A 25520-nucleotide genomic window follows, 5' to 3' on the forward strand; every position below is an offset into this window, starting at 1 on the left:
CATGCGTCGGGCGTCCGGTTCACGGTGCGTCGCGCACCGTGCCGGTGAACACCGGTCCCTCCTGCGGCTCCCAGGAATCGTCGTAGGTCATCAGCTGCATCCGCAGTGATTCCTCGGGCTCCTTCAGCCCGTCTCGGACCGTGGGCACGGCCACCTCGGTACTCAGCTTCCCGGCGGGCACGAAGGCCGGCAGGAACGACGGCTCGGACACCTTGGACAGCGGCCGGGCCGGGTCGGGCGACTCGTCGAACGTCTCCCTCAGCCATGTTCCGTCGACGTCCAGGGTGGACAGCTCTGGCCCTGCGCCGACCGGCTGGATCTCGAAACCGGCGGAGTCGATGTCGACATCGGCGACCGCCGAGAGCGAAATCCTCCAACGCAGGCTCTGCCCCTCGGTGACACGGTCCGCGACCGGCGTCACCTCGACCGTGGGCATCGGATCGTCGTTCTGTACGGTCAGACCGCCCAGGTGGGAGCCGACGACCGCGCCGCGGACCGCCTTGACGAACACGCTGTGCGTGATGTCGTAGCCGAAGCGGGTGTTGCCCCGCACCTCGACCGGCACATCGATGTCATGGCTGCCCGGACGCACCGTCACCGTCCGGTAGCGGGGCCCGTCCTTGTCCGGGTCGGAGACGAACAGCCGGACCCGACCGCTGCCGTGCCCGGAGACCCGCACCGGAACGCGGTAGGTCCGGACCCCCGAATCGCCTTCCTGGACCTTCACCTGGCCGATGTCCACGCGCGGCAGCGAGGCCGCCCGAACAGCGGGTGTTCCGGGCCGCCAGCCCCAGGCGTCGACCAGCCAGGCCTGCCCCGAACCGCTCCGCGGGGTCAGCTCCAGGCTCTTCACATGCTTCAGGTCCACCTTGCTCCGCACGGCGGCGGAGAGCGGCACGCGGATCTCGCGTCCCCAGTAGGAGGCGGTCCGGTCGCTGCCCGGCAGACCGTCGATCCGGGCGCCGCCCAGCGTGGCCCGTCGGCCCGAGGCATCGGTGAGCGCGACGTCCAGCCGGGTGCCGGTGGTGTTGGGCGGCACGATCACCCGGAGCGCCAGCGAATCGGCACCCGCCACGGACACCGGACGTGCGGGACGGATCCTGACCGCTCCGCCCGGCTTCGACCAGCGCATCGCGACCGCGTGACGGCCGGGCTCCCGCGCGGTCTCCCACATGGCGAAGTGCGGGGAGACGGCGTCCCCCTCGGGCGGCAGACAGGAGCGGCCCGGGTCGGGGTCCACCTGCGTGCACACCCGGCCGCCCGTCACGCCCGTCGAGGCGTCCGGCAGGAACGCGGGCGTACGCCTCCCGCCGACCGCGTGGGTCAGCACACGGACCGGACCGGCCGAGGGCGCGCGCCGGTCCGAACCGTCCAGCAGCGGGCGTACGCGGTCGTCACCCGCGACGAACAGCCGGGCGGCGGCGGCGATGTACGTGGCCCCGGCCCGCTGCTGCGAAGTGGCGGTGAGGCGGGCCTTCTTGCCCGGCGAGCACACCGGGTCCGGGGTGTCGTCGTCCCAGAAGTCGTCGTCGGCGGGCGCCTGTGCCTGCCCCGGCGTCCATTCGCTGTTGAAGAAGTTGTGGTTGGCGCCGACCACGTAGACCGCGCTGTGCAGTGCGGCGCCACGGCTGACACCTCGGGTGCCGTCGACGTAGATCTGGCCCTGGAGGTCGGACACATCACCGTCGCAGCCCGGCAGGACGGTCATGGACGGCACGTCGGGAACCGGGTTCTGGCCGAAGACGGTCGGGCCGATCAGGACGGTGCCACGAATGTGCCAGCGCACCGGGCCCCGGTAGCCGTCCTGGTCCGCGGGCGGCCGGGAGAGGCTGTCGAGCGCGGCCCGGTTGACGCCCTCGCCGCCCCGGGAGTGGCCGACGAGCAGCACTCGGGACATGTCGGCCGGCGGTGCGGCACGCACGGCCGCGGGCGCCGCGGACCGGTGGGTGGCCCAGTCCGCCCAGCGGGCGAGGTGCAGCCGCACCAGGGACGAGCGCGCCTGGGCGCCGCCGTCGTCGGCGGCATCGTCCTGCCCGTTGATCCCGTTGGCCGAGATGGACACCGTGACATACCCCTGGGAAGCCAGGAGTTTCTGGTCACGCAGATAGCCCCGATGGCTCGGCACCGGCCGGGTGCCCGCCTCGCAGGGCCAGGACATGCCCTGATCGCCCTTGGCGTTGAAACACGTGTAGTGACGGCCGTGCAGGAACAGCGCGAGCGGCCGCCGTCCCGGTGCGCCGACCGGCGACACCACCGCGGCCCGCATCTCCACCGGGGCGCCGAACCCGGGCAACCGCACCGACTTCAGGGCGTACTCGCCGCTGACGGTCCGGTACTTGCCCGGCACACCGGGGTCGACCGGGTTCGTGGGCAGGGGAGCCGCCGACTCCGCGGCCTCGGCGGTGCGCCGGGCGTCCGGGGCCCGCCGGGCTCCGGACGCGTCGAGACGCCGGCCGCCCGCCAGCGCCTTGAGGCCGGTCACGGGCCCGAGGCGTACGCCGTCGAGCTTCATCCGGAACGTATGCCGGTCCTGCGCGGCGACCGGCCGGCCCAGGAGCCGGTCCCCGGCGTAGAACTCGACTCGGGCATCGCCCATGGGCACCGGGTCGGGCGAGGTCCAGACGAGCTCCTGCCCGGCTCCCGTCCCGGTGACCCGCCAGCCCGCGGGGAGCCGGCCGTCCGGCTCGCCCCGCGATATGGAGGATATGGATTCGGCGGATAGCTGCGGGGGTGCCGGTTGCGGCGACGCGCGCGCCAGTTCCGGCCATCCCACGGTCAAGGTGAGTACCGCCAGCGCGGCGGTAACCGTGCGCGAGACACGGATCAAGGTGGTCCTCCTGGTCATCGGCCTTCTCGAACTCCCCAGAGATCCCTGGGGCCCCCGCTCCCGGAGGACGGAGTGCGAAGCCCGGGGGTTGCCTCGGACCGCGTCACATGGCGCGGAACTGCTGCCCCGGGGAATCGAGTTGGACCGATGACCGGTAGGAACCAGGGGGATGGCGGCACAGGGCCGGCCGGGGCACCGGGCGGTCGGGCGCCGGTGCGCGGAAGGCCGGGGCGCGGACGACCGGGTGCCCCCGCCGCCGTGGTCAGGCGTCGATCACCGCCGCCCGTACGCACAGGACGTCCGGCAGATGCGAGGCGAGCTGCTGCCAGCTGTCACCGTCGTCCGCACTCGCGTACAGCTCGCCGTTGCGGTTGCCGAAATAGACCCCTGCCGGGTCGGCGTCGTCCGTACAGAGCGCGTCACGCAGCACCGTGCCGTAGTGCGTCTCCTCGGGCAGCCCCGTCGACAGCGGCTCCCAGGTGCGGCCCGCGTCGCCGGTACGGAACACCCGGCAGCGGTGCTCGGCGGGCACCCGGTCGGCGTCGGCGTTGATCGGGAAGATGTATACCGTGTCCGCACGGTGCGGGTGCGCGGCCGCGGCGAAACCGAAGTCCGACGGCAGGCCCCGGCCGATGTCGGTCCAGCTGTCCCCGGAGTCGTCGCTCCGGAACACTCCCCAGTGGTTCTGGAGATAGAGCCGGTCGGGATCGACCGCGTCCCTCGCCACCTTGTGGACGCACTGCCCGAACTCGGGATCCGGGTCGGGGAGGAAGACCGCGGACACGCCCTTGTTCGCCGGGGCCCAGCTCGCACCGCCGTCCTTGGTGCGGAACACCCCGGCCGTGGAGACCGCGACGGTCACGGCATGGGCGTCCCTCGGGTCCGTCAGGATGGTGTGCAGCCCCTCACCGCCCCCGCCGGGCACCCATTTCGAACGCGTCGGATGCTCCCACAGCGGGCGGACCAGCTCGAACGACTCCCCGCGGTCCGCGGAGCGGAACAGCGCGGCGGGCTCGGTCCCCGCGTACACGACGTCGGGCGCCTCGGGGCCCGCCGGATGCAGCTGCCAGACCCGCTCCAGCGATGCCTCGGTGAATGGGGGGAATTTCACCGCTGGTTGTCGTGGCTCGACCCAGGTGCTGCCCAGGTCGTCCGAGTGGAAGACCGAGGGGCCCCAGTGCGCGCTGTCGCCGCCGGCCAGGAGCCGTGGAACCTGCCCGCGGGTGTCGATGGCGATCGAAAAGACCGCCTGGGCATTGAAATGCGGGCCGTCGAACTCCCACGTGCCGCCGCGCCTGCGGCCGATGAAGAGTCCCTTGCGGGTGCCCACGGTGAGCAGTACGTCGGTCATGGCCGAACCTCCCGAAACGCCGTTGTGTCGGATATCGGCCAGTCTGCACCCGACCACTGACAGTGGCCCGCAGGGCGGCACCCGACACCCGTGCTCTGGTGCATCCGCGTCCTGCGCGGGTACGGTTCAGCAGACGTGGAAAGCGCTTGCCAAGGCGTATGTGAATTCCGCTCGAACCCCCGATTCCGCCTCGTCGCGGAGAGACCGAGGAGCAGCTGTGCCGACCTTCGAAGGGCTGCCCGGCGCCGTAGCCGTGTCCCACCTGCGGGTCTACGACTGGCCCACCGCGGACGGCCTGCGCGGCGGGACGCCCCATCTCCATCTCACCTGCTCCGAGGGGTACGTGGTGGTCGGCGGCACGGGCTCGGTGCAGACCCTCACCGCCTCGGGATTCCGGCAGACGCCATTGGCGCCGGGCGCGCTGGTGTGGTTCACACCGGGCACCATCCACCGGCTCGTCAACGAGGACGGGCTGCGCATCGTCGTCCTCATGGAGAACAGCGGGCTGCCGGAGGCGGGCGACGCCGTGCTCACCCTGCCGCCGGACCGCCTGGCGGACCCCGAGGTCTACCGGGCGTCGGTCGCGCTGCCCGTGGACGGCTCGGAAGCGGACCAGGAGCGGGCCGCCCGCGCCCGCCGCGATCTCGCCATCGAGGGCTTTCTCGCCCTGCGCCGGGCCACCGAGGCGGGCGACCCCGGGCCGCTCGCCGCATTCCACCGGGCCGCCGCCGCGCTCGTACGCCTGAAGGCCGAGGACTGGCGCGGGCGTTGGGAGCGGGGGGCCGCCGCCGCCTCCGAGGTGACCGGCGCCCAGCTCGACGCCGTGGCACGCGGTGACGGCGACTACCTGGCCGACGCCTGCGTGCACGCCGAACAGCCCTCCGCGCACGGAAGGTTCGGCATGTGCGGCCGCCTGGACGTCTACCGGGGCTGACCGGACCCGGCGGCGGGCGCGGTGGATCGGGTCAGGACCCGGGTCGTGCTGCCGTCGTCCTCGACCCTGTCCCGGACATGCCGGAAACCGATCCGGCCCAGCAGCGCCAGCGACGCGGCGTTGTCGGCGGCCACCGTGGCGTGCACCTCGGCGAGCCCGAGGGTGTCGAATCCGTACCCGGTCAGCGCCTGCGCGATCTCGGTGCCGAACCCCTGCCCCCACGCTCCGGCGGCCAGGGCGTAGACGATCTCGTGGCCGCCCACGTCCGTGGACGGTTTGATCTCCGCGTGGCCGACGAACCGGCCCTCGTGCCGGACCGCCCAGACGTCGAACAGGTCCTGTGCGTACACCTTGCTGAAGATCCGTCCGAACAGGGCGCGGTCCTCGGCCTCGCTCTGCGGTCCTTCCCCCATCCAGCGGGAGACCAGGGTGTCCTGGAAGAGCGCGACGAAGTCCTCCTCGTCGTCCGGCGTGTAGGGCGCCAGGCGCAGACGTGCGGTGTGCAGAGCGGGGGTGGTCATGGCCGGTGACGGTACGCAGGCCCCGGGCGGCCCGCAACGTGATAGTCGTATCCCGTTACGCGCCGAGCGACGATGCCGGCGGGATTCGAGAACCGCCCGAGGGGGCCTCTCCGTTCGGCGGATTTGCTTGACTGGCGGCCATGACCTCATCAATGTTCGAGACCTCCACTCCCGACGCGTTCGGCTACCTCGACCGGGTCGCCGCGACCGACCTCGGCCGTTCGTATAAAAAGCAGATGCTCGACGAGCTCGCCGTCCGTCCGGGCGAGACGGTGGCCGACCTCGGCTGCGGCCCCGGCACCGACCTCGGCACACTCGCCGAGGCCGTCACCGCGACCGGCGAGGTGATCGGCGTCGACCATGACCCGGCCGCGGTCGACGTCGCCGGGGACCGCACCGCCGGGCGGAGCAACGTGACCGTCCGGGTCGGTGACATCCACGAGCTGCCGCTGCCGGACCGCAGCGTCGACCGGGCCCGCACCGACCGGGTTCTCCAGCACGTCGCCGATCCGGTCCGGGCGCTTCGCGAGGTCCGGCGTGTGCTGCGGCCGGGCGGGCGGCTCGTGATGGCCGAGCCGGACTGGGGGACCCTCACGGTCGATCATCCGGACAGTGGTCTGTCGCGTGCCTACACCCGGTACGTCACGGACGAAGCCGTCCGCAACGCCCGGGTCGGCAGCCAGCTCGCCCGGTTGGCGACGGATGCCGGCTTCGCGGTGCCGGGGGTCATTCCGCTCACCCCCGTCTTCCGGGACGCCCGGGCCGCCGACCGGATCCTCGGCCTGGAGCGCACCATGCGCCGTGCCGTGGACGCCGGTTGTGTCACCGGGGAAGCGGCGCGACGCTGGCTGGACCACCTCACCGACGGCCCCTTCCTGGCTGCTGTGACGTTCTACATCGTCGTGGCCGAGCCGCAGGACGCCTGACGCCGCCGGTGCCGCCCGCCCGGAGGGCCTCGGGCCGTATCGGGCCGGCGGCAGGACCGCGCCGGACGGCCGAAGGGGAGAATCGGCCGGGCGAAGGAAACGGCCGGCCCGGTGAAAGGGAGCGTGGAGCGATGACGAGCGGGATCGAGGACGCCGAGGGGCGTGCGGCGGTGCTGGAGGTGAACCCCGTCGGAGCGCGGGTCGGGATCAGGGCCGAGGCGCCCTCGGGCGAGCTGTCGCTGATCTGCGCCCCCGCCCGCGCCCGGGAGCTGGCGGCGGCGCTCGCCCTCGCGGCGGACGAGGCCGACAGCGCGCGGACGGCGGAACCCGTCACCGTCAAGGCGCGCGAACTGCGCCGAGGGGACGTACGGGACGGTGACCGGGCCATGACCGTGGACGACGTCAAGGTCGACGGCGCCACCGTCCATGTCACCTGGAAGTCGGGTGCCGGGCGCAGCTGGACCCAGGGCTATGACGCGGACGCCGACATCACGATCCGGGTTGTACGAGAGGCATCGTAATTTGACGGGTGCCGTACTACGAGATGTATCGTACTAGTGATCCTTCCGTACCCGTCGAAACGGAGTCCGACGTGAGTGCCCTCTTCGAGCCCTACACCCTGCGGTCGCTCGTCATACCCAACCGGGTCTGGATGGCGCCCATGTGCCAGTACTGCGCCGCACCGGACGGGCCGGAGCAGGGCGTGGCGACCGACTGGCACTTCGCCCATCTTGCGGCGCGTGCCATCGGCGGCACCGGGCTCATCCTCACCGAGGCGACGGCCGTCAGCCCCGAGGGCCGGATCAGCCCCGGCGACCTCGGCATCTGGAACGACGCCCAGGTCGCCGCCTTCCGCCGGATCACGGCATTCATCAAGGGGCAGGGGTCCGTGGCCGGTATCCAGCTCGCGCACGCCGGGCGCAAGGCCTCCACGGCCGCCCCCTGGCTGGGCGGCGCCCCGGTCGGACCGGAGGCGCACGGCTGGACACCCGTCGCCCCCAGCCCGCTGCCGTTCGACGACGGCCACCCCGTGCCGCACGAGCTGACCGTGGAAGGTATCCGGGAGATCGTCGACCGGTTCCGCGAGGCCGCGCGCCGCGCCGTCGACGCCGGGTTCCAGGTCGTCGAGGTGCACGGCGCCCACGGATACCTCATCGGAGAGTTCCTCTCCCCGCACAGCAACCGCCGCACCGACGAGTACGGCGGCAGCTTCGAGAACCGCACCCGACTCGCCCTGGAGGTCGTCGACGCGGTACGCGAGGTCTGGCCGGAGGAACTGCCGGTCTTCTTCCGGATCTCCGCGACGGACTGGCTCACCGAGAACGAGGAGGACGACCGAGAGGGCTGGACCGCCGACGAGACCGTGCGGCTGGCCACGCTGCTTCAGGCTCACGGGGTCGACCTGCTGGACGTCTCCAGCGGCGGAAACGCCCCACGCGCCCGCATCGGGACCGGGCCGGGGTACCAGGTTCCCTTCGCCGAGCGGGTCAGGGCCGAGACCACGCTGCCGGTCGCGGCGGTCGGCCTGATCACCGAGCCGCAGCAGGCCGAGAAGATCATCACCGAGGGGCGGGCCGACGCCGTCCTCCTCGGGCGCGAACTGCTGCGCAGCCCGTCATGGGCTCAGGCGGCGGCCCGCGAGCTGGGCGGTGAACTCCGTACGCCCGAGCAGTACCACCGCGCGGTCTAGAGGACCCGCGCCGCCCCGGCCCGGCCGGCCCCGCACGGCGCGAAGCGTCACGGGGCACCGGGCCGGGACTGTCCGCCGCAGCCGCGCCCCACCTCATGGCGGGGGCGGAGTCGGGCGCGGACGAAGGGGCCCGTCGCGAGGGCGAAGAGGGTGAAGGCGGCGAGGCGCCACAGGCCCGGACGCGCGGACACGTCGACGTGCTGGATGCCGTACGCCGCATACCAGTTGGCCGGCAGATCGGTCACCGTCACCGCGCACATGAGGTCCACGCCGGCCCGCCGCCCGCGCAGCAGGAGCAGGGCCGCCGCCGAGTCGAGGACCGTGAGCGAGGGCCAGTACAGGTTCAGCCAGTCGGGGGCCCAGTCGTAGGGGCGCAGACCGCCACGGAGAAGGCCGGCGAGGTGCGAGGCGGTACCCGCGAGGACCAGGACCGCGACGTACAGCATCACGAGCGCGACCACCCACCGGGGCGTGCGTCCCGCCCCTTCCCTCGTGTGTCCGGCCCATCCCTGCGTACGCCCGGTCCATCCCCTCATGTGCTCGATCGTCCCGGGGCGGGATGCCGAGACATCGGTGGGGTGGCCCGGTCGGATGCCCGTCTTCCCTTCCCCGTAAGGGAGTTCAGCTTCTCGTGACGCGATCGTGGCCCTGCACAGAAACAACTCGACGACGTCTTGCCGCTCGCGTCACACCGCCTATATAACGTTGTAAACCGAGCCGCCCGGCGGCTGATGCATCGTCAAGCCATGCCCCGACGGCCCGCCGACGAGCGTGTCGTCCTCCCGCCAAGGAGCGTCCCGCGCATGATGATCCAGCGTCGATCCCGTACCCTCGCCGCCGCCTGTCTCCTCGCCTCCACCGCCATGCTGGCCGCCGCCGGCTGCGCCAAGTCGGAGACCCCGGACAGCGCGGGTGACGACAGCAGCCAGGCCGCACAGGCCGCCAAGTCCCCCGAGAGCAGCTCGGGTCCGGGCTGCTCGCTCCGGACGTACGGTGCGCCGGAGCTGGATCTGAAGAACGCCGTCGTCGGCTTCTCGCAGTCGGAGAAGGAAGCCAACCCGTTCCGCATCGCCGAGACCCGTTCCATCAAGGACGAGGCCAAGAAGATCGGCGTGAAGAAGCTGCTCACCACCAATGCGCAGTCCCAGCTCTCCAAGCAGATCAGCGACATCCAGGACATGCTGTCCCAGGGTGCCCGGTTCCTGATCGTGGCCCCGCTGAACTCCGACGGTCTGGAGCCCGCGTTCAAGGCGGCAGCGGCCAAGAGGGTCCCGGTGCTCACCATCGACCGCAAGGTCAACTCCACTGCCTGCAAGGACTATGTGGCCTTCCTCGGATCCGACTTCGTGGAGCAGGGCAAGCGCGCGGCGGACGCGATGATCAAGGCGACCGGTGGCAAGGGCGAGGTCGCCATTCTCCTCGGCGCGTCCGGCAACAACGTCACCACCGACCGCACCAAGGGCTTTGTCGACCAGGTCGAGGCCCAGGCACCCGGCCTGCGGATCGTCGCCCGGCAGACCGGCGAGTTCGCCCGCGACAAGGGCCAGCAGGTCATGGAGCAGCTCATCCAGTCCAAGCCCGACATCACCGCCGTCTACGCGGAGAACGACGAGATGGGGCTCGGTGCCGTCACCGCTCTGAAGGCCGCGGGCAAGAAGCCCGGCAAGGACGTCAAGATCGTCTCGGTGGACGGCACCCGGAACGCCGTGCAGGCCCTGGTCAACGGCGAGTACAACGCCGTCATCGAGTCGAACCCGCGCTTCGGACCGCTCGCCTTCGCGACCGCCCGGAAGTTCTACGGCGGTGAGGAGATCCCGGAGAACGTCATCATCTCCGACCGGGCGTACGACGAGTCCAACGCCAGGGCGTCGCTCGGCGGGGCGTACTGACCGCACTCCCGCCGCACCCCCGGAACAGCGGAAGGCCGAGACCACTCATGGCACCACCGGAAGCAGTCCCGCAGCCGGAGCGCGAGCGCGAGCAGGAGGAGGAGCAGGAACGGCAGCCGGCGTCGGCCGCCGTCCTCGAAGCCCGCTCGGTGAGCAAGCGCTTCCCGGGCGTCGTGGCCCTCGACGACGTGTCGTTCTCCCTGCGTGCCGGGGAGACCCACGCGCTGGTGGGGGAGAACGGCGCCGGGAAATCCACCTTGATCAAGGTCCTCACCGGTGTCCACCGGCCGGATGCGGGCGAGCTGCGGCTGAGTGGACAACCCGTCCGGTTCGCCCGGCCGTTCGAGGCCCAGCAGGCCGGAATCTCCACGATCTACCAGGAGGTGAACCTCGTCCCGCTGATGAGCGTGGCGCGCAACATCTTCCTCGGCCGAGAGCCCAAGAACCGCATCGGCCTCATCGACTTCGCCCGGATGCACCACGAGGCCACCGAACTGCTCGACGGCTTCGGCATCCGCGTCGACCCCCGAAAGCCCCTGCACACACTCGGCATCGGCACCCAGCAGATGGTCGCCCTGGCCCGCGCCGTCTCGGTCGACGCCCAGGTCGTCGTCATGGACGAACCCACCTCCTCGCTGGAGCCGCGCGAGGTCGAGACCCTCTTCCGGGTCATCGGAAACCTGCGCGGCCGGGGCATCGCCGTCCTCTACGTGAGCCACCGCATGGACGAGCTCTACCGGATCTGCGACCGCGTCACCGTGCTCCGCGACGGCCGCCACATCCACACCGGCGACCTCGCCGGCCTCGACCGCATGCGGCTCGTCTCGATGATGCTCGGCCGCGACCTGTCGGAGGTCCGTCGCACCGGCTCCACCCGCTTCGACGGCGAAGGACGCGGCGAGGGACGCGGCGAAGGGATGGGCGAGGGACGCGGCGAAGAAAACGACGCGGCACGCACGCAGGAACGCACCGCGGTACTCAGCGCGAACGGGCTCAACCGGCGGCACCAACTCCACGACATATCCCTGTCGTTGTACGGCGGTGAGGTCCTCGGCCTGGGGGGCCTCCTGGGCTCCGGCCGCAGCGAGACGGCAAAGGCCCTGGCCGGTGCACTGAGTCTGGATTCCGGTGAAATCACCGTCGGCGGAAGGACGTTGCGCAGACTGGGCTCGGCCGGTGCCATCCGCGCCGGGATCAGTCTGCTGCCCGAGGACCGCAAGGCCGAAGGCATCGTGCCCGGCCTCTCCGTGCGCGAGAACATCGTGCTGGCCGCCATGGACCGGCTCTCCCGCTTCGGTGTGGTCTCCCGCCGCAAGCAGGACCGCGTCGTCGACATCTTCATGCGACGGCTGCGGATCAAGGCGTCGAGCCCCGAGCAACCGGTCGGCGAACTCTCCGGAGGCAACCAGCAGAAGGTCCTTCTCGCCCGCTGGCTCTGCCTGGAGCCCAGGGTGCTGCTGCTGGACGAGCCGACCCGGGGCATCGACGTCGGCGCCAAGGCCGAGGTCCAGAGGCTCATCGACGACCTCGCCCGCGAGGGCATCGCCGTCCTGCTCATCTCCTCCGACATCGAGGAACTCATCGAGGGCGCCGACCGCATCGTCGTCCTGCGCGGCGGGTCGGTGGCGGGCGAACTGGAGGGCGACGCGGTGACCGAGAGCCATCTGCTCGAAGTGCTCGCCGACCATTCACCGCCACCCACCGGAACGGCCCCCGCCGGAGCGGCCCCCACGGGCAAGGCCCCCACCGGAATCGCCCCCACCGGAAACGCCCAGGCCGCCCAGGAGGACCCCCGATGACTGCCCAGGCCGCCCTCCCCGCCCCCGCGGGACCCCTGGCCCGGCTGCGCGACCCCGCCTGGTACCAGGAGTACGGGGTGTACGTCGCCGTGGCAGCGGTGCTCGCCTTCAACGCCCTGTTCACCGAGCACTTCATGACCGCCGACAATCTGCGTACCCAGCTCGTCCAGGTCGCCCCCGTCGTCATCGTCGCCCTGGGCATGGCCCTGGTCATCGGCACCGAGGGCATCGACCTGTCCGTGGGCTCGACGATGGCGCTCGCCACCGCACTTCTGCCGCTCTACCTCGGATACGGGCTGGTGCCCGCGCTCCTCGTCGCGCTGCTCGCCGGCGCGGTCGTGGGGGCGGTCAACGGCACCCTGGTCTCGGTCGTCGGGCTCCAGCCGATCGTCGCGACCCTCGCCCTCTTCGTCGGCGGCCGCGGCCTCGCCCTCGTCATGGCCGACGGACAGCTCAAGCAGATCGTCAACCCGGACCTGCTCGCCCTCGGCACCGGCTCCCTCCTCGGCATCCCGACGGTCGTGCTGATCGCCGCGATCCTCGCCGCCGCCGTCGCCCTCCTCGTCCGGCGCACCACCTTCGGCCGCCGGATCGTCGCCGTCGGCGGCAACCGCTCCGCCGCCGCCCTCGCCGGACTGCCGGTACGGCGCGTGCTCATCGGTGTGTACGTGCTCTGCGGCGTACTGGCCGCCCTGGCCGGCATCCTCGCCACCGCCAGGCTCACCGCCAGCGACCCCTCCTCGCTCGGCACCCTCATGGAACTCTCCGCCATCACGGCGGTCGTGGTCGGCGGCACCCCCCTCGACGGCGGTTCCGTCCGGGTGCTCGGCACCGTCGCGGGCGCCCTGCTGATGCAGCTGCTGCGCGCCACTCTCGTCAAGCACGACCTGCCCGACTCCACCGCACAGATCGCCCAGGCGGCCATCATCGTCGCCGCCGTCTACGTAGCCCGGGAGCGTCGGTCCCGATGAACGAAACCACACCCGTGGCGGTGGCTCAGGTTCCCCCGCCCCGCGAGAGCCCCGCAGCGGACGGAGACGGCGCACCCCGGCGGGGAGCCGGGCCCCGGCCCGCGCCCGCACGGCGGCTCGTCGAACTCCTCAGGAGCCAGGGCGTCCTCGCCGTACTGCTGGCCGTAGTGATCACCGCCTCGTTCGTCTACCCGACGTTCGCCACCCTGGACAACGCCCGCGGTGTGACGGTGCAGGCGTCGTTCCTCGCCGTGGTCGCCCTCGGCATGACCCTCGTCGTCATCACCGGCGGGATCGACCTGTCCGTCGGCTCGGTCTTCGCACTCGGTGGTGTGCTGGCCGCCTGGGCCTCGCAATGGGGCATCCTGCCGGCGCTGCTCGTACCGCTCCTGGTCTGCGGTGCGATCGGTCTGCTCAACGGATTCCTGATCGCCCGTGCCGCGATGGCCCCCTTCATCGTCACCCTCGCGACCCTGCTCGCGGCGCGCGGCCTGCTCCTAGCCGTCACCGACGAGGGCGCCACCACCTACCTCGTCCCCAAGGGTTCCGCCTTCGCCGGGCTCGGACAGGGCAGCGTATGGGGCTTCGGCCATCCGATCCTGATCGCGCTGGTGCTGTTCGGCGCCGCCGGAGTGCTGCTGCAGCGCACCTCGTTCGGACAGACCCTGTTCGCCGTCGGCGGCAGCGGCGACGCGGCCACCCTGATGGGCCTGCCCGTCGCCCGTACGAAACTTCTCGTCTACACGCTCAGCGGGCTGCTCGCCGGACTCGCCGGTGCGCTGAACGCGGCCAGGCTCTCCTCCGGCGTCACCATCGTCGGCGTCGGCATGGAACTCGACGCGATCTCCGCCGTCGTCATCGGCGGCACCCTCCTCGCAGGCGGTGCCGGATCGGTCAGCGGCACCCTCTGGGGCGTCCTGCTGCTGGCCGTCATCCAGAACCTCATCAACCAGATCGGCTCGCTGAACTCCTCGTACCAGTCGGTGGTCAGCGGCGGGTTCCTTATCGTTGTCGTCGTGGCCCAGCGCTGTCTGGCGCGCGGTCGCAGAGCCGGCTGAGCCGAGCCGACCCACCGCGCCCGAGTGCGCATCGAGCAGAGTCAGGGAGTGCCGTGGGCGTCAGCCTCAAGGACGTTGCACAACGGGCGGGCGTGTCCATCAAGACCGTGTCGAACGTGGTGAACAACTATCAGCACGTCACACCGCAGATGCGCGCCAAGGTGCAGCAGGCCATCGACGAACTCGGCTACCGGCCGAACCTCACCGCACGCCATCTGCGCAAGGGCCGCACCGGCATCATCGCGCTCGCCGTGCCAGAGTTCGGCAACCCGTACTTCGCGGAGCTCGCGGGCGCGGTCGTCGACGCGGCCGCCCGGCACGACTACACCGTCCTGGTCGACCACACCGGCGGCCTCCGAGACAAGGAACTCCTGGTCAGCCAGGGCTTCCGGTCCCATGTGATCGACGGACTCATCCTCAGCCCGATCCATCTGGAGACCGAGGACCTGATGGCGCGCACCGAGACCGCGCCCCTGGTCCTGCTCGGCGAGCGGGAGTACGAAGCCCCCTACGACCACATCGCCATCGACAACGTGGCCGCCTCCCGCGACGCCGTACGCCATCTCGTCGACCGCGGTCACCGCCGGATCGCCTTCCTCGGCTCCCGCACCGGGCGCGAACGCCAGCCCGCCCATCTGCGGCTGCGTGGCTGGCGCGAGGAACTCGCCGCGTCCGGCATCGAGCCCGACGAGTCGCTGATCGTGGTCACCGACGGCTACGGACGCGAGGACGGCGCGAGGGCCATGGCCGCTCTCCTGGACCGGGGAGAGCGGCCCGACGCGGTGTTCGCGTACAACGACCTCATCGCCATCGGCGCCATGCGCACCCTCACCTCGCGCGGGCTCCGGATCCCCGAGGACGTCGCCGTGGTCGGCTTCGACAACATCGAGGAGAGCCTGTACGGGGCGACCACGCTCACCACGGTCGCCCCGGACAAGGAGGCCATCGCACGGCTCGCCGTCGACAGCCTCGTCGAACGGCTCTCGGGCAGCCCGGTGTCCGAACCCCGACGGCCCCGCCCCGGCTACCGGCTCGTCGTCCGCGAGTCCACCGGCCCCGACCGGGGTACGGACCCGGCTAGTTGAGGTACGGACCCGGCGCGCCGATCCTGCCGGGTGCCGCGTTCCTCCCTCCCAGGTCGAGGACGTAGACGCGCAGATTGCCCTTGCCGGGTGCGCCGACCGAGAGCCTGCCGTCCGACACGACCCGGGTGTCCCCGGTGACGGCGTCCTTGTACGTGCCGTTGGGAATCCCGGTGTAGTCGGCGGCGCCGGTGACGGTCACCAGCGCGAAGCTGTCGGTCCCGCTCGCGGCGTCGGTGTAGCGGCGCTTGTACGCCATCGAGCCGGTGATGCCCTCGGTGGAGTACTGGCCCATCTGGAGCGCCGGCACGGCCCGCCGGATCTCGTTGAGCCGTTGCAGGTGCTTCACCAGCGGCTCGGCGAGCGTATGGGCGACCTCGCCGGTGGCCGAGGAGACCTTGCCGAAGTCGGACGCCTCGACCGTGCCGGCGAGATGGTCGCCGTAGTAGGCGCGCCCGGTGGACGCCAGCGGGCAGCTGGGCCCGCAGTCGATCTTCCTGCCCGCCTGGAACTCGATCTCGGAGCCGTAGTAGAGCGTCGGGATGCCGCGGAACGTCCACATCAGCGACATGTTCTCGGCCCACGCGTCGGTCCCGCCCGCGTAGCGCTCACTGCTCTTGTTGGGCCCGTAGTCGTGGCTGTCGACGTAGACGACGTTGTAGGTGGCGTCGTTGTAACTGTCGTCGGAATCCTTGCCGTTGCTGTACGCGTTGTCGGCGTCACCGAAGTTCATGTGCATCCGCATGTCGATGACGTTCATGCCGGAGAACCGGCTGTGGTCCGGGGTGTGGTACGTGTTCCCGTCCAGGAACGCGTTGGTGGAGGTGGGCTGCGAACCGGTGCCCTGCTGCTGCTCGTAGTCGTACATCTCCAGGGCGGCCGTCGCGTCGTCGGCGGCGTACTCCTTGCGTTCCTTCCAGGTGAAGAACTGCGCGGAGTGATTGACCGAGCCGCGGTTCCACTTGTCGTTGACGAAGGCTCCGACCTCGCCGAAGACGAAGAAGTTCTTCGCCGCCGCGGCGCCGAACCGCGAGGTGACGCGCTCCTGGATGGCGGGCAGGAAGCGGCGGTTCCAGGTGGTGCGTGGAATGTGGACGGCGGTGTCGATCCGGAAGCCGTCGACGCCCATGTCGATGTACTTGTCGTAGGCGCCGATCAGGTAGTTCTGCACGGGCGCGCTCTCGGTGTCGAAGTCGGCCAGGTCCTCGTGCAGCCAGCAGCTGCGGGAGTCCTCGCCCTCCCAGTTCCCCAGCCAGCAGTTGTGGTAGTACGCCTTGGGGAACATTCCCGAAGTCGGGCTGGGCCACTGGCAGTCGTACAGCTTGTAGCCCTCGGGCGAGGTCTTGCCGGTGGGCCTGCCCCAGTCCAGACAGGTGTTGCCGGACGGCTCCGCGGTGGACCAGAGATCGCCGTTGTAGTACGACTTCCCGGACTTCGGCTCGACGCTGACGCCGTCGTACTCGAAGCCCTCGTTCCGCTCGTCGTAGTACCAGCTCCACTGGTCGTCCCGGACGCCGTACACCGTCGGTGTGAACAGGCCCTTGGCGCCCCAGCGCGAGGAGTGGTTGTAGACGACGTCCTGGTAGATTTTCATGCCCTTGGCGTGCGCCGCGTTGATCAGGTCCTGGTACGAGGCGCCGGCGGACTCCAGCCGGCCGTCGACCTTGTAGAAGTCGTAGCCGTGATAGCCGTGGTAGTCGTAGTCGGACCGGTTCAGGACGACCGGGGTGATCCAGATCGCGGAGAAGCCCAGGCCCTTGATGTAGTCGAGCTTGTTCACCAGGCCCTTGAAGTCGCCGCGGAACATGGGGTCGTTGTTGGCCGCGTTGCCGGACTTCACGTGCTGGCTGCCGCCCCGGTTGTTGGAGCTGTCGCCGTCCTCGAACCGGGCGGTGAGCACGAAGTAGATCGGATCCTTGCGCGGGTCGGTGCCCAGTGGTTTCCCGGCGGCCGGGGTGGCGGGTTTCTCCCCGGTGGTGGCGGTGGCGGCGGCCGACGCCGCGGACACGTTGCCGGCCGCGTCCACGGCCTTCACCGTGTAGCTGTAGGCGGTCCTCTCCTCCAGGTTCGTGTCGGAGTGGACCGTCGAGCCGACGTCGGTGACCACCGTGCCCCTGGTGCCCCCGGTCCGGGTCACCTGGTATCCGGTGACGCCGCGGTCGTCGGTGGACGGCTCCCAGGTCAGCACGATCGACACGCCGTCGGCGTCGGCCTTCACCTCTGCCGGAACGGTCGGTGCCCGGGTGTCGGCCGGTTCGGCGGCGCACGGGTCGTCGGCCCCGGAGGTGACGACCTTGTCCTCGACCGTGGAAACACCGGACCGGATCGTGTAGTTGCTGCCGTTGTTGTTGTCCCAGACCCCGTTGCCGTTGTTGAACGCGGCCTGCATGGAGGTGGCGCCGCCGAGGTCGACGGACCGCTTCATCCAGCCCGTACACGCCGCCGTCATGCCCACGCCCGGCACGGCGGTCCACGATCCGCCCTCCGGCCGGTAGTGGATGTTGGCGAGGGACCACCCGACGGTGGTCGTCGAGTAGTAGACCGAGGCGGTGTTGGTGCCGGTGGGGGAGGGAGAAGGGCCGGTGCCGCCGTCGGCGCACGGGTCGCTGTGGGCCACGACCCCGTCCTTGACGGTGATGTCGCCGGTGCCCAGCGCGTAGTTCTTCCCGGCGTTGTTGTCCCAGGTCCCCGAGCCGTTGTTGAAGGTCGCGGCCAGCCCGGACGCACTGCCCAGGCTCACGGTCCTCTTCACCCAGTCGGTGCAGGCGGCCTCCATCCGTACTCCGGGCACGGTCGTCCATGAGCCGCCGTCGGGTGCGTAATGCAGGTCGTACGCCGACCAGTTCCTGGTCTTCGTGTAGTAGAAGACCGTCGCGGTGTTCTCCGTCGCCGCGGTGGGGGAGGCGGACGGAGCGGCGGTCTCCGGAACGGCGGTGAGGAGTCCCAGAATCCCGGCGGCCGTCACGGCTGCTGCCAGCGGGCGTCTCAGCAGGGAGCGTGCGGTGCGTCTCATTCGTGTCTCCAGGGGAGGGCCACGGCCGGCAGGCCGCGGCAGCCGACAGCGCAGGCGCTCGATGACCACCTGCTCGGTCCCGCCGGAGAACCCTGACGCGCCTCGGGGTTCGGGCGAGCAGTCCATTCCGACCGCCCCAAGAAGCAAGATCTGTCGGAATTTTGCTGCAATCTCTTGCGGTGAGGAAGTTACCTGGGCATGACGGATGCGTAAAGGGGTGCGGCGCGGGCGGTGGTACGAGACGTGGGCGGTGGTGCGGATGGGTGGGAATGGCGGAACGCGCCCCGGGGTTGGGACGTTCATGACCTTCTCTGTTGACGTGACCGTCCGGGGCTACGAGCTCGACACCCAGGGACACCTGAATCAGGCCGTCTATCTCCAGTACGCCGAGCATGCCCGTTGGGAACTCCTGCGCGCCGCCGGTCTGCCGCAGGACAAACTGCTGGCCAGCGGCGTCGGGCCGGTCGCACTGGAAGCGACGGTGAAGTTCCTGCAGGAGCTCCGGGGCGGCGACCGGGTGCGGGTGACCTGCCGGTTCATGTACGGCGCGGGGAAGACGTTCACGGTCGCGCAGCAGATCCTCAAGGAGGACGGCACCGTCGCGGCGGAGGTCACGGGCGTGGCGGGGATGCTCGACCTGACCGCCCGCAGGCTGATCGCCGATCCGGCCGGACACCTCGCGGCACTGGCCGACAATCCGGAGCTGCTCAAGGGGTGACGGGCTGCGGCCGGCCGCCGGCGGGCCGGTCCTGTCCGGTACGTATCGAGCTTCGACGTACAGAGCCAGAACTACGACGTACGGAAATTCGACGAGTCTCGTATTATGGAGGATCCGAGCAAGCCCAGGAACTGGAGCCGACGTGACCCCCGCCAGCGCCCCCGCCGCAAGCACCGCCGAGGCGGGTGGCCGCGTCCTGGATCACCCCGCGCGGGACGAGATCCGCATCGAGGGAGTGCTCCACGCCCTCTCCGACCCGATGCGGCTGCGCATCGTCCGTGAGCTGGCCGCCGCAGAAGCCGAACTCAGCTGCTCCTGCTTCGAACTGCCGGTCTCCAAATCCACCTCCACGCACCACTTCCGGGTGCTGCGCGAGAGCGGGATCGTCCAGCAGATCTACCGGGGCACGGCCAAGATGAACGGGCTGCGGCGGGACGACCTGGAGGCATTGTTCCCCGGGCTCCTCGACAGCGTCCTCGATGCGGCGAACAGGCAGGTCCGACGCGTCGGCGAGGGTCGGTAGCCCGCATGCCCGCAGCGCGGCCACCGGGCCGGACACCGGCCGGCGCCCGGCGAGCGGCGGGGTGTCGTCGAGCAGCGAAGACACCGTCTCCTTCGCGCACGACCGGTTCGAGCCGATCACTCCGGCCGGCCCGCGCTTGATCCGCCCGGCCACGTACTCCCCGGGCGACGGCGCCCCGTCCCGCGGCACCAGACCCGCCGGATCCGGCGCCGTCAGGGCCTGGGCGGTGCAGGCGCTGCTGGGACCGGAGCCGACGACGGCGACGCGGAGCACGGCGCACCGCTCCCCGGAGGATGCCTCCAGCACGGCACCGGCGGGCGGAGCGGGGAGGGGTGCGCCGGGCGCCGCCGTCAGGACGACATCGTGCGCATCCTGTTGATCTCCACCGTCTGCTGCGCGACGACGTCCCCGGCCATCTCCTCGATCTGCACGTTGTTCCCCTCCGCGAGCACCTCGGTGGCCATCGTGATCGCCCCCTGGTGGTGGGTGATCATCAACTTCAGGAAGAGCTTGTCGAAGACGGCGCCGTCCGCCTCGCGCAACTGCTTCAGCTGTGCCTCGGTCGCCATCCCGGGCATGGCGGAGTGGTCGTGGGCGGTTTCACGTTTCGCTCCGCCGTTGTGTGTGAGCCAGCCCTCCATGGCGCCGATCTCCGGCTTCTGGCTCGCGGTGATGCGCTCGGCGAGCCTTTTGACCGGGGAGGAGCCGGAACGCGACGGTACGAGACCCGTCAACTCCAGTGCCTGAGCGTGGTGTTGGATCATCATCTGCGCATAGCGGTAGTCGGCCGTGTTGGGGGTGTCGTCCCCGGCGGCCTTCGCGGCCTCCTCGACGGAGAGAGTCCGTGCGGGCTCGCCCGGCTTTCCGGGAGCCACCACCGAAGGCCCCCCGCCCGCCTGCTCCTTCGTACGGCTTTCACCGTCCCCCGCATCGCACGCGGTGAGGGCGAGAACGGCCGAGACGGCCACCGCGACGAGAACGGATCTGCGTACACGCATGGTCTGACGGTGGATCAACAAGTGGACCTCCACGGCCATATGGGTTGGCTGCCGACAGTCCTGACACGCTTTCGCGCGTCAGCGATCACAAACTTTCATTTACGTCTCTGTTGCCATCTGTTGAGAACACCATGACAAGGACGATACTGCCGAGGTCCGTGAACCGTTCAACTACGTTCGGATGCATGGGAGGACGCAGTGATTTCGTTGCACACGAGCCCGGTACGGCGCAGACGCCTGGGTGTGGCGACGGCAGCCGCCGGCCTGCTGGCCACGTTGCTGATGGCCGGACCCGCGGCCGCGACGCCCGACCCCGGTGACCGGGGAGCGGCCCGGACGGGCGTCTCGGCCGCGCAGGAAGCCGAGGCCGCGGCCGCCATCGGAAGCGGCGAGGTACCCGGCGTGGACGAGATCGTCCACAGCTCCAACATCACTCATCTGGCCAACGTTCCGAAGGACGCGCTCAAGGGCCTCAACACGGACCTGGCCTTCCAGGGGAAGTACGCCTTCGCCGGAAACTACGACGGCTTCCGGATCTTCGACATCAGCAACCCCAGGTCCCCGAGGACGGTCTCGCAGGTCCTGTGCCCCGGCTCGCAGAACGACATCTCGGTCTCGGGCAACCTCCTCTTCCTGTCCACCGACTCATCGCGCAGCGACAACTCCTGCACCAGCACCACCCAGCCCGCCACGGAGAAGTCCTCCTGGGAGGGCATGAAGGTCTTCGACATCAGCGACAAGCGCAACCCGAAGTACGTCGCCGCCGTCGAGACCGCGTGCGGATCGCACACCCACACGCTGGTCCCCGAGCGCAAGAACGTGTACGTGTACGTCTCCTCGTACTCGCCGAGCGCGACGTTCCCCGACTGCCAGCCGCCGCACGACGGGATCTCCGTCATCAAGGTGCCGCGCAACGCGCCCGAGAAGGCCGCGGTCGTGAACTTCCCGGTGCTCTTCCCGGACGGCGGCAACCCGGGGGCTCCGGACAACCCGGGCGTCTCCAGGACCACCGGCTGCCACGACATCACCGTGCTGCCCTCGAAGGACCTGGCCGCCGGCGCCTGCATGGGTGACGGCCTGCTGTTCTCCATCAAGGACCCGGAGAACCCGAAGATCATCGACCGGGTGCAGGACAACGTGAACTTCGCGTTCTGGCACTCCGCGACGTTCAATCAGACCACGGACAAGGTCGTCTTCACCGATGAACTCGGTGGCGGTGGCGCGGCCACCTGCAACGAGGAGATCGGCCCGAAGCGCGGCGCCAACGGCATCTACGACATCGTCGGCAGGGGCGACCACCGCAAGCTGGTCTTCCGCAGCTACTTCAAGATCGACCGACCGCAGGCCGACACCGAGGTCTGCGTCGCGCACAACGGCTCGATCATCCCGGTCAAGGGCCGCGACCTGATGGTCCAGGCCTGGTACCAGGGCGGAGTGTCGGTGTGGGACTTCACCGACTCCTCGAAGCCGAAGGAGATCGGCTACTTCGAGCGCGGCCCGGTCACCACCGACGCGGTCACCACGGCCGGCCCCTGGTCGGCGTACTACTACAACGGCTACATCTACTCCAACGACATCGCCAAGGGCTTCGACGTCCTGAAGCTCGACGACCGGCGGACCGACCCGGCGAAGCGGGTACGGCTGGACGAGCTCAATGTCCAGACCCAGCCGGAGTACTTCGGCCGCTGACGGCCTGACCCTCCAGCCGGCCGGAACCTCCACCCGGCCGGATCCACCGTGAACGCAAGACGTCCCGCAGGGCGGATTCCCGGCCCTGCGGGACGTCCGCGAGCCCGCGGGGCCGGGATCCGCGCGTCAGGCGGCGGACCTGGCGCCGCCGCTCGTCGCCGCGGCCCACTCCACCAGCAGGCGCTGGTACTGCTCCTCGTCCTCCGGGGACAGGCAGCCGCCCGAGCGCTGCCACAGGTCACGGATCTCTTTGTTCACCACGGCGGCGGTGCGCGTGGAATCGGAGGAGCACGGAGAACGGGACATACATACAGGCTAAGGCCCCGATGTGACAATCAGACCCATTGGGCGTCAGGGACATCTCTCACATGTCTGTCAGGCAACGCCCGGCACCAGTCCGAGCGTCCGCAGTCCGTCGGGCCGCTCGGACACCGGCAGATGGTGCACGAACCGCACGTCACAGCCCAGTGCGGCGGCCCCGCCGTCCGCTTTCCGGTCGTCCCCGACCATCACCACATCCGCCGGATCCAGCCCCAGATTTGTGCAGGCCGTGTGGAAGATCCGTGTGTCCGGCTTCTGGACGCCGTGCTCGTACGACAGCACATAGTCATGGATCAGGGGGTCCAGGCCGTGCGCCCGGAAGACCGGCCGCAGGTCCCAGCCGATGTTGCTGACCACGCCGATCCGGATGCCGCTGTCGCACAGCGCGCCGAGCACCTGCGCCGCGTCCGGGTACGGCTGCCAGGCGGCCGGTGTGCGATGCCGCTCGTACAGCGCGTCGTACAGCCCGGGATCCGGCAGTGCCACCTGCCGGGCCAGCCCGGTGTACGCCTCCCGGTGCAGTTCCGCGCTCTCGTCACGGGTGGCCCACGCGGCGGAGAGCCGGGCGGGAACCTGCCGGGGGAGCGGGCCGCCCGGCAGCGCCCCGGCTGCCTCCAGCTCGCCCGCGTACCGCTCGAAGTCGGCCCCGCCCACCGTCACCCCCTGCTCGGCGAGGACCGCGCGCAGCCAGGACCGGACGGACTCGATACGGAAGAGAGTCCCGGAGAAGTCGAAGAGCACACCCTTGATCTGCATGGCTGCGATCCTCCCCGGTACGGGGACGGCGCGACAAGGGCGGCCCGGGGCGGGGACGGCGCGACAAGGCCGGCCGCCCCGGGGCTGGGGCGGGTGGGACTCGGCCGGCTCAGGAGCGGCCGGGCGCGCGAAGCCCGCCACGCCGCTCGTACCGGGCGAATCCGGCGATCGCGAAGCCGACCAGGGCCGCCCCCAGCAGCCAGCCGGCCAGTACGTCGCTCAGCCAGTGCACGCCCAGGTAGAGCCGGGTCACGCCCACCCCGACGACCGAGACGCACGCCACCACCAGCGCCGTCCGCCACGGCCGGGGCCCGGCCCCGTGCCGGTGCAGCAGCCAGAGCAGCAGGCCGCAGCTCACCATCGCCGTCATCGCGTGACCGGACGGGAACGCCGCGTAATGGGCGGAGTCCACCGGGTCGGGCCACTGCGGCCGCGCCCGGCCGACGGCGGCCTTCAGTCCCTGCTGCACCACGGTGCCCAGCACGCTCGTCGCCGCCACCCACACCGCGAGCGGCCGCTCCCCGCGCCACCACAGCGCCACCACCGCCACCGTGATCAGGGCGCGCATGGTCCACGGATCCCAGGCCCAGTCGGTGAGGATCCGGTTGGCATGGACCAGGCCGGGTTCGGTCACCGCCCTGTGGTGCAGGGCATCGGCGACGGAGCGGTCCAGCGTCATCAGCGGTGACCAGCGCACGGCGACGAGGACCAGCACGACCAGTGCGAGTAGCGCGCAGACCGTACCCGTCCCGAACGGGGTGACACGGGAAGGCGTACGGACCGGCGGGGAGAGCTGCGTGGACGGCATGGGGCGATCTTCGCGGAAGGCCGGCGGCCCTGGCTATCGCAGCGCGCTGAGCCCCGGAATGAAGGCCACCAGAAGCGGAACCACCGGCACCATCGCGGCCGCCGCGGTCAGCCGGAGCCGACGGCCGGCGGTGAGCCGGTCCGCCGGGGTCAGCAACCGGTTCACCCGCAGCGGCAGCTGTGCGTCCGGCGCCGGGCAGGGGCCGAACACGCCCCGGTCCTCGTTGAGTTCCACCAGGGCCAGGGCGATCGTCAGCCGTCCGAAACGCTTCGACGCCACATCGTCCGCGGCCAGTTCGACCAGCCGGTGCATCTCGTCGCGGAACGCCGCGAACACCGGCACCTGCGGAAAGCCGGTCGCCAGGGCGCCGGAACAGTGCAGCAGCCAGTCGTGCCGTGCGTTCGCGTGCCCCTGCTCATGGGCCAGCACCGCATCGAGCTGACGGCCTTTCAGGCGCCTGAGTGCCGTGGTGGTGATGACCAGTTGAGGCGCGGCGCCCGGCAGCCACCAGGCATCCGGACGCTCTCCCTCCAGCACGACGAGACGGCCGCTGCCGGGCTTCTCGCCGGGCATCAGCGGGGCCCGCACCAGCAGTTCGGCGCGCCGCTGCCTGCGACGCACCTGGGCCCGGTGGATCTCCCGGGTCAGCATCATCGCCGACCACACCCCGCCCAGCGCCAGCAGCACGGCCATGGCGGCGGACCACCGGCCGTGCCCGCCCAGCGCGTACGCCTCCACCACCGCGTGCGGTGCGGGGGCGAACACATGCCCGCGCACCGCTTGCCAGGCGGCGGCCGCGCTGAACGTCATGGAGAGCGCGAAGGAGAGCAGCACCCCGGCCACCACGCACTGCCACACCCACAGCGCCACGACGGGCTCGCGCTCCGGCCACCGGGCCCTGGCCATCAGCCGCGGGGTCAGGACGGCAGCCAGTGCACCGAGCAGCAGCAGTGCGAGGGAGACCAACATGACGCCAGCCTATGAGGGCCGCGGTATCCACGGGTATGGCTGTGCACGGCAAGTGACGCAGACCACGGTTTGACCGGCCGGCCGGATCACAGGGTGAGCAGCATCGCGAACATGGCCATCCCCATCGTCAGCCGACAGGCGAGCGCCAGCTCGGGGCGCGTACCCCAGGCGGACCCGGCAGGGCCACCGCCACCGCCCGCCGGGACGGGAGCGGCAGCCACCGGTATCAGCCGGGCCCCCGACCGCAGCACGTACACCGCGTAGTAGGCCAGCAGCAGTCCGGTCAGCAGGGGGATGCCCCCGGCCGTCGCCGCGACCCCGTGCCCCGTGTGCCCGCCGTGTGCCGCCCCGCCGCCCGGCGCCATCGTCAGGGCCATGTAGAACATCGCCGAGGACCCCACCCAATGGTGCAGATGGTGACTGCCGCGCCGGGCGGACCACAACGCGCGCAACGAGGCCGCCCCGAACAGCGCCGTGTACACCGCCCATCCCCAGGCGGGAGGTGTCACGACGGCCGCCGGCACCGCCATGGCGGCCATGCCGAAGCCCATCAGCGCCTCCGCGCGTGCCGCCCTGCGCCCCTCCCCGGTCTCGCTGCGGGAGCGCAGCAGGCAGTACGCACCCGTCATCGCGCACAAAGCCATCAGCAGCCAGCCCGACATCGCCGATCCGTGCAC

General features: G+C 70.9%; 23 protein-coding genes and 1 pseudogene. 12 read left to right on the forward strand and 12 right to left on the reverse strand.

The annotated features are described in order from the left end of the window. Positions 1–19: 19 nt before the first annotated feature. Together ABZ622_RS11260 and ABZ622_RS11265 are read right to left on the reverse strand one after the other, a co-directional pair. Entirely contained in the window at positions 20–2827 is a 2808-nt protein-coding gene (locus ABZ622_RS11260; RefSeq protein ID WP_360542101.1) for a hypothetical protein, read from the reverse strand. A 262-nt stretch (positions 2828–3089) separates the two neighbouring features. Next, entirely contained in the window at positions 3090–4178 is a 1089-nt protein-coding gene (locus tag ABZ622_RS11265; protein WP_360542102.1) for an exo-alpha-sialidase, read from the reverse strand. Between the two features lie 217 nt (positions 4179–4395). Between ABZ622_RS11265 and ABZ622_RS11270 the strand changes: the two genes are divergently transcribed. Beyond that, on the forward strand, positions 4396–5112 hold the full coding sequence (locus tag ABZ622_RS11270; protein ID WP_360542103.1) for a cupin: 717 nt from the start codon (positions 4396–4398) through the stop codon (positions 5110–5112). Here ABZ622_RS11270 and ABZ622_RS11275 read toward each other — a convergent pair. After that, positions 5100–5633 (reverse strand): GNAT family N-acetyltransferase, encoded by a 534-nt coding sequence (locus ABZ622_RS11275; protein WP_360542104.1) that lies wholly within the window; start codon positions 5631–5633, stop codon positions 5100–5102. The two genes, ABZ622_RS11270 and ABZ622_RS11275, sit on opposite strands and share 13 nt — an antisense overlap. Before the next feature lie 140 nt (positions 5634–5773). Here ABZ622_RS11275 and ABZ622_RS11280 point away from each other — a divergent pair, with 140 nt between their 5' ends. The 3 genes from ABZ622_RS11280 to ABZ622_RS11290 all read left to right on the forward strand — a co-directional run bounded on the left by ABZ622_RS11280 (position 5774) and on the right by ABZ622_RS11290 (position 8249). Further along, complete coding sequence (locus ABZ622_RS11280; RefSeq protein ID WP_360542105.1) at positions 5774–6559, forward strand: methyltransferase domain-containing protein; 786 nt, start codon at positions 5774–5776, stop codon at positions 6557–6559. 131 nt (positions 6560–6690) lie between these two features. Next, positions 6691–7080 (forward strand): hypothetical protein, encoded by a 390-nt coding sequence (locus tag ABZ622_RS11285; RefSeq protein WP_360542106.1) that lies wholly within the window; start codon positions 6691–6693, stop codon positions 7078–7080. A gap of 71 nt (positions 7081–7151) precedes the next feature. Continuing rightward, positions 7152–8249 (forward strand): NADH:flavin oxidoreductase/NADH oxidase, encoded by a 1098-nt coding sequence (locus tag ABZ622_RS11290; protein WP_360542107.1) that lies wholly within the window; start codon positions 7152–7154, stop codon positions 8247–8249. Positions 8250–8296: 47 nt separating this feature from the next. Here ABZ622_RS11290 and ABZ622_RS11295 read toward each other — a convergent pair whose 3' ends face one another. Beyond that, complete coding sequence (locus tag ABZ622_RS11295; protein WP_360542108.1) at positions 8297–8785, reverse strand: hypothetical protein; 489 nt, start codon at positions 8783–8785, stop codon at positions 8297–8299. A 267-nt stretch (positions 8786–9052) separates the two neighbouring features. Between ABZ622_RS11295 and ABZ622_RS11300 the strand changes: the two genes are divergently transcribed. From ABZ622_RS11300 to ABZ622_RS11320, 5 genes are read left to right on the forward strand one after another with little or no spacing between them, the layout of a single operon-like run. After that, a complete protein-coding gene (locus ABZ622_RS11300; RefSeq protein WP_360542109.1) occupies positions 9053–10138 on the forward strand; it encodes an ABC transporter substrate-binding protein in 1086 nt (361 codons plus the stop codon). A gap of 47 nt (positions 10139–10185) precedes the next feature. Beyond that, positions 10186–11937 (forward strand): sugar ABC transporter ATP-binding protein, encoded by a 1752-nt coding sequence (locus ABZ622_RS11305; RefSeq protein WP_360542110.1) that lies wholly within the window; start codon positions 10186–10188, stop codon positions 11935–11937. Then, positions 11934–12908 carry an ABC transporter permease gene (locus tag ABZ622_RS11310; protein WP_360542111.1) on the forward strand — a complete coding sequence of 325 codons (975 nt, stop codon included), beginning with the start codon at positions 11934–11936 and terminating at the stop codon, positions 12906–12908. The genes ABZ622_RS11305 and ABZ622_RS11310 overlap by 4 nt, the downstream gene beginning before the upstream one ends. Further along, positions 12905–13966 (forward strand): ABC transporter permease, encoded by a 1062-nt coding sequence (locus tag ABZ622_RS11315; RefSeq protein ID WP_360542112.1) that lies wholly within the window; start codon positions 12905–12907, stop codon positions 13964–13966. Before ABZ622_RS11310 ends, ABZ622_RS11315 begins: the two co-directional genes overlap by 4 nt. Positions 13967–14019: 53 nt before the next feature. Then, positions 14020–15051: a LacI family DNA-binding transcriptional regulator gene (locus ABZ622_RS11320; protein ID WP_360542113.1), complete on the forward strand. Its 1032-nt coding sequence runs from the start codon at positions 14020–14022 to the stop codon at positions 15049–15051. On the opposite strand, the gene ABZ622_RS11325 is transcribed toward ABZ622_RS11320, so the two are convergent. Further along, positions 15044–18061, reverse strand: coding sequence for a carbohydrate binding domain-containing protein (locus ABZ622_RS11325; protein WP_360542114.1), 3018 nt, complete (start codon positions 18059–18061; stop codon positions 15044–15046). The genes ABZ622_RS11320 and ABZ622_RS11325 overlap by 8 nt on opposite strands. A gap of 301 nt (positions 18062–18362) precedes the next feature. Here ABZ622_RS11325 and ABZ622_RS11330 point away from each other — a divergent pair, with 301 nt between their 5' ends. Together ABZ622_RS11330 and ABZ622_RS11335 are read left to right on the forward strand one after the other, a co-directional pair. Next, on the forward strand, positions 18363–18779 hold the full coding sequence (locus ABZ622_RS11330; RefSeq protein WP_360542115.1) for an acyl-CoA thioesterase: 417 nt from the start codon (positions 18363–18365) through the stop codon (positions 18777–18779). Between the two features lie 142 nt (positions 18780–18921). Next, the gene (locus ABZ622_RS11335; protein ID WP_360542116.1) at positions 18922–19302 is read left to right on the forward strand and encodes a helix-turn-helix domain-containing protein; all 381 of its coding nucleotides are present in this window, start codon (positions 18922–18924) and stop codon (positions 19300–19302) included. On the opposite strand, the pseudogene ABZ622_RS11340 reads toward ABZ622_RS11335, so the two are convergent. Next, positions 19303–19500, reverse strand: a pseudogene (locus tag ABZ622_RS11340) (NADP oxidoreductase); the annotation flags it as partial. 152 nt (positions 19501–19652) lie between these two features. Beyond that, a complete protein-coding gene (locus ABZ622_RS11345; RefSeq protein ID WP_360542117.1) occupies positions 19653–20339 on the reverse strand; it encodes a DUF305 domain-containing protein in 687 nt (228 codons plus the stop codon). Positions 20340–20498: 159 nt separating this feature from the next. Between ABZ622_RS11345 and ABZ622_RS11350 the strand changes: the two genes are divergently transcribed. Next, entirely contained in the window at positions 20499–21989 is a 1491-nt protein-coding gene (locus tag ABZ622_RS11350; protein ID WP_360542118.1) for a hypothetical protein, read from the forward strand. A gap of 126 nt (positions 21990–22115) precedes the next feature. On the opposite strand, the gene ABZ622_RS11355 is transcribed toward ABZ622_RS11350, so the two are convergent. From ABZ622_RS11355 to ABZ622_RS11375, 5 genes are all read right to left on the reverse strand, one after another. After that, the gene (locus ABZ622_RS11355) at positions 22116–22295 is read right to left on the reverse strand and encodes a hypothetical protein (protein ID WP_124719283.1); all 180 of its coding nucleotides are present in this window, start codon (positions 22293–22295) and stop codon (positions 22116–22118) included. Positions 22296–22364: 69 nt separating this feature from the next. Beyond that, positions 22365–23066 carry an HAD-IA family hydrolase gene (locus ABZ622_RS11360; RefSeq protein ID WP_360542119.1) on the reverse strand — a complete coding sequence of 234 codons (702 nt, stop codon included), beginning with the start codon at positions 23064–23066 and terminating at the stop codon, positions 22365–22367. Positions 23067–23175: 109 nt separating this feature from the next. Further along, positions 23176–23874, reverse strand: coding sequence for a phosphatase PAP2 family protein (locus tag ABZ622_RS11365; RefSeq protein ID WP_360542120.1), 699 nt, complete (start codon positions 23872–23874; stop codon positions 23176–23178). 33 nt (positions 23875–23907) lie between these two features. After that, complete coding sequence (locus ABZ622_RS11370) at positions 23908–24843, reverse strand: M56 family metallopeptidase (protein ID WP_360542121.1); 936 nt, start codon at positions 24841–24843, stop codon at positions 23908–23910. A gap of 86 nt (positions 24844–24929) precedes the next feature. Next, complete coding sequence (locus ABZ622_RS11375) at positions 24930–25520, reverse strand: DUF5134 domain-containing protein (protein WP_360542122.1); 591 nt, start codon at positions 25518–25520, stop codon at positions 24930–24932.

The organism is Streptomyces sp. NPDC007164, from assembly GCF_040634135.1.
GTDB lineage: Bacteria > Actinomycetota > Actinomycetes > Streptomycetales > Streptomycetaceae > Streptomyces > Streptomyces sanglieri.

Coding starts and splice junctions, on each gene's coding strand:
- ABZ622_RS11265 (WP_360542102.1), bottom strand. CDS start 4,178: ATGACCGACGTACTGCTCACCGTGGGCACCCGCAAGGGACTCTTCATC.
- ABZ622_RS11275 (WP_360542104.1), bottom strand. CDS start 5,633: ATGACCACCCCCGCTCTGCACACCGCACGTCTGCGCCTGGCGCCCTAC.
- ABZ622_RS11280 (WP_360542105.1), top strand. CDS start 5,774: ATGACCTCATCAATGTTCGAGACCTCCACTCCCGACGCGTTCGGCTAC.
- ABZ622_RS11285 (WP_360542106.1), top strand. CDS start 6,691: ATGACGAGCGGGATCGAGGACGCCGAGGGGCGTGCGGCGGTGCTGGAG.
- ABZ622_RS11295 (WP_360542108.1), bottom strand. CDS start 8,785: ATGAGGGGATGGACCGGGCGTACGCAGGGATGGGCCGGACACACGAGG.
- ABZ622_RS11300 (WP_360542109.1), top strand. CDS start 9,053: ATGATGATCCAGCGTCGATCCCGTACCCTCGCCGCCGCCTGTCTCCTC.
- ABZ622_RS11305 (WP_360542110.1), top strand. CDS start 10,186: ATGGCACCACCGGAAGCAGTCCCGCAGCCGGAGCGCGAGCGCGAGCAG.
- ABZ622_RS11310 (WP_360542111.1), top strand. CDS start 11,934: ATGACTGCCCAGGCCGCCCTCCCCGCCCCCGCGGGACCCCTGGCCCGG.
- ABZ622_RS11315 (WP_360542112.1), top strand. CDS start 12,905: ATGAACGAAACCACACCCGTGGCGGTGGCTCAGGTTCCCCCGCCCCGC.
- ABZ622_RS11325 (WP_360542114.1), bottom strand. CDS start 18,061: ATGAGACGCACCGCACGCTCCCTGCTGAGACGCCCGCTGGCAGCAGCC.
- ABZ622_RS11330 (WP_360542115.1), top strand. CDS start 18,363: ATGACCTTCTCTGTTGACGTGACCGTCCGGGGCTACGAGCTCGACACC.
- ABZ622_RS11345 (WP_360542117.1), bottom strand. CDS start 20,339: ATGGCCGTGGAGGTCCACTTGTTGATCCACCGTCAGACCATGCGTGTA.
- ABZ622_RS11355 (WP_124719283.1), bottom strand. CDS start 22,295: ATGTCCCGTTCTCCGTGCTCCTCCGATTCCACGCGCACCGCCGCCGTG.
- ABZ622_RS11360 (WP_360542119.1), bottom strand. CDS start 23,066: ATGCAGATCAAGGGTGTGCTCTTCGACTTCTCCGGGACTCTCTTCCGT.
- ABZ622_RS11365 (WP_360542120.1), bottom strand. CDS start 23,874: ATGCCGTCCACGCAGCTCTCCCCGCCGGTCCGTACGCCTTCCCGTGTC.
- ABZ622_RS11370 (WP_360542121.1), bottom strand. CDS start 24,843: ATGTTGGTCTCCCTCGCACTGCTGCTGCTCGGTGCACTGGCTGCCGTC.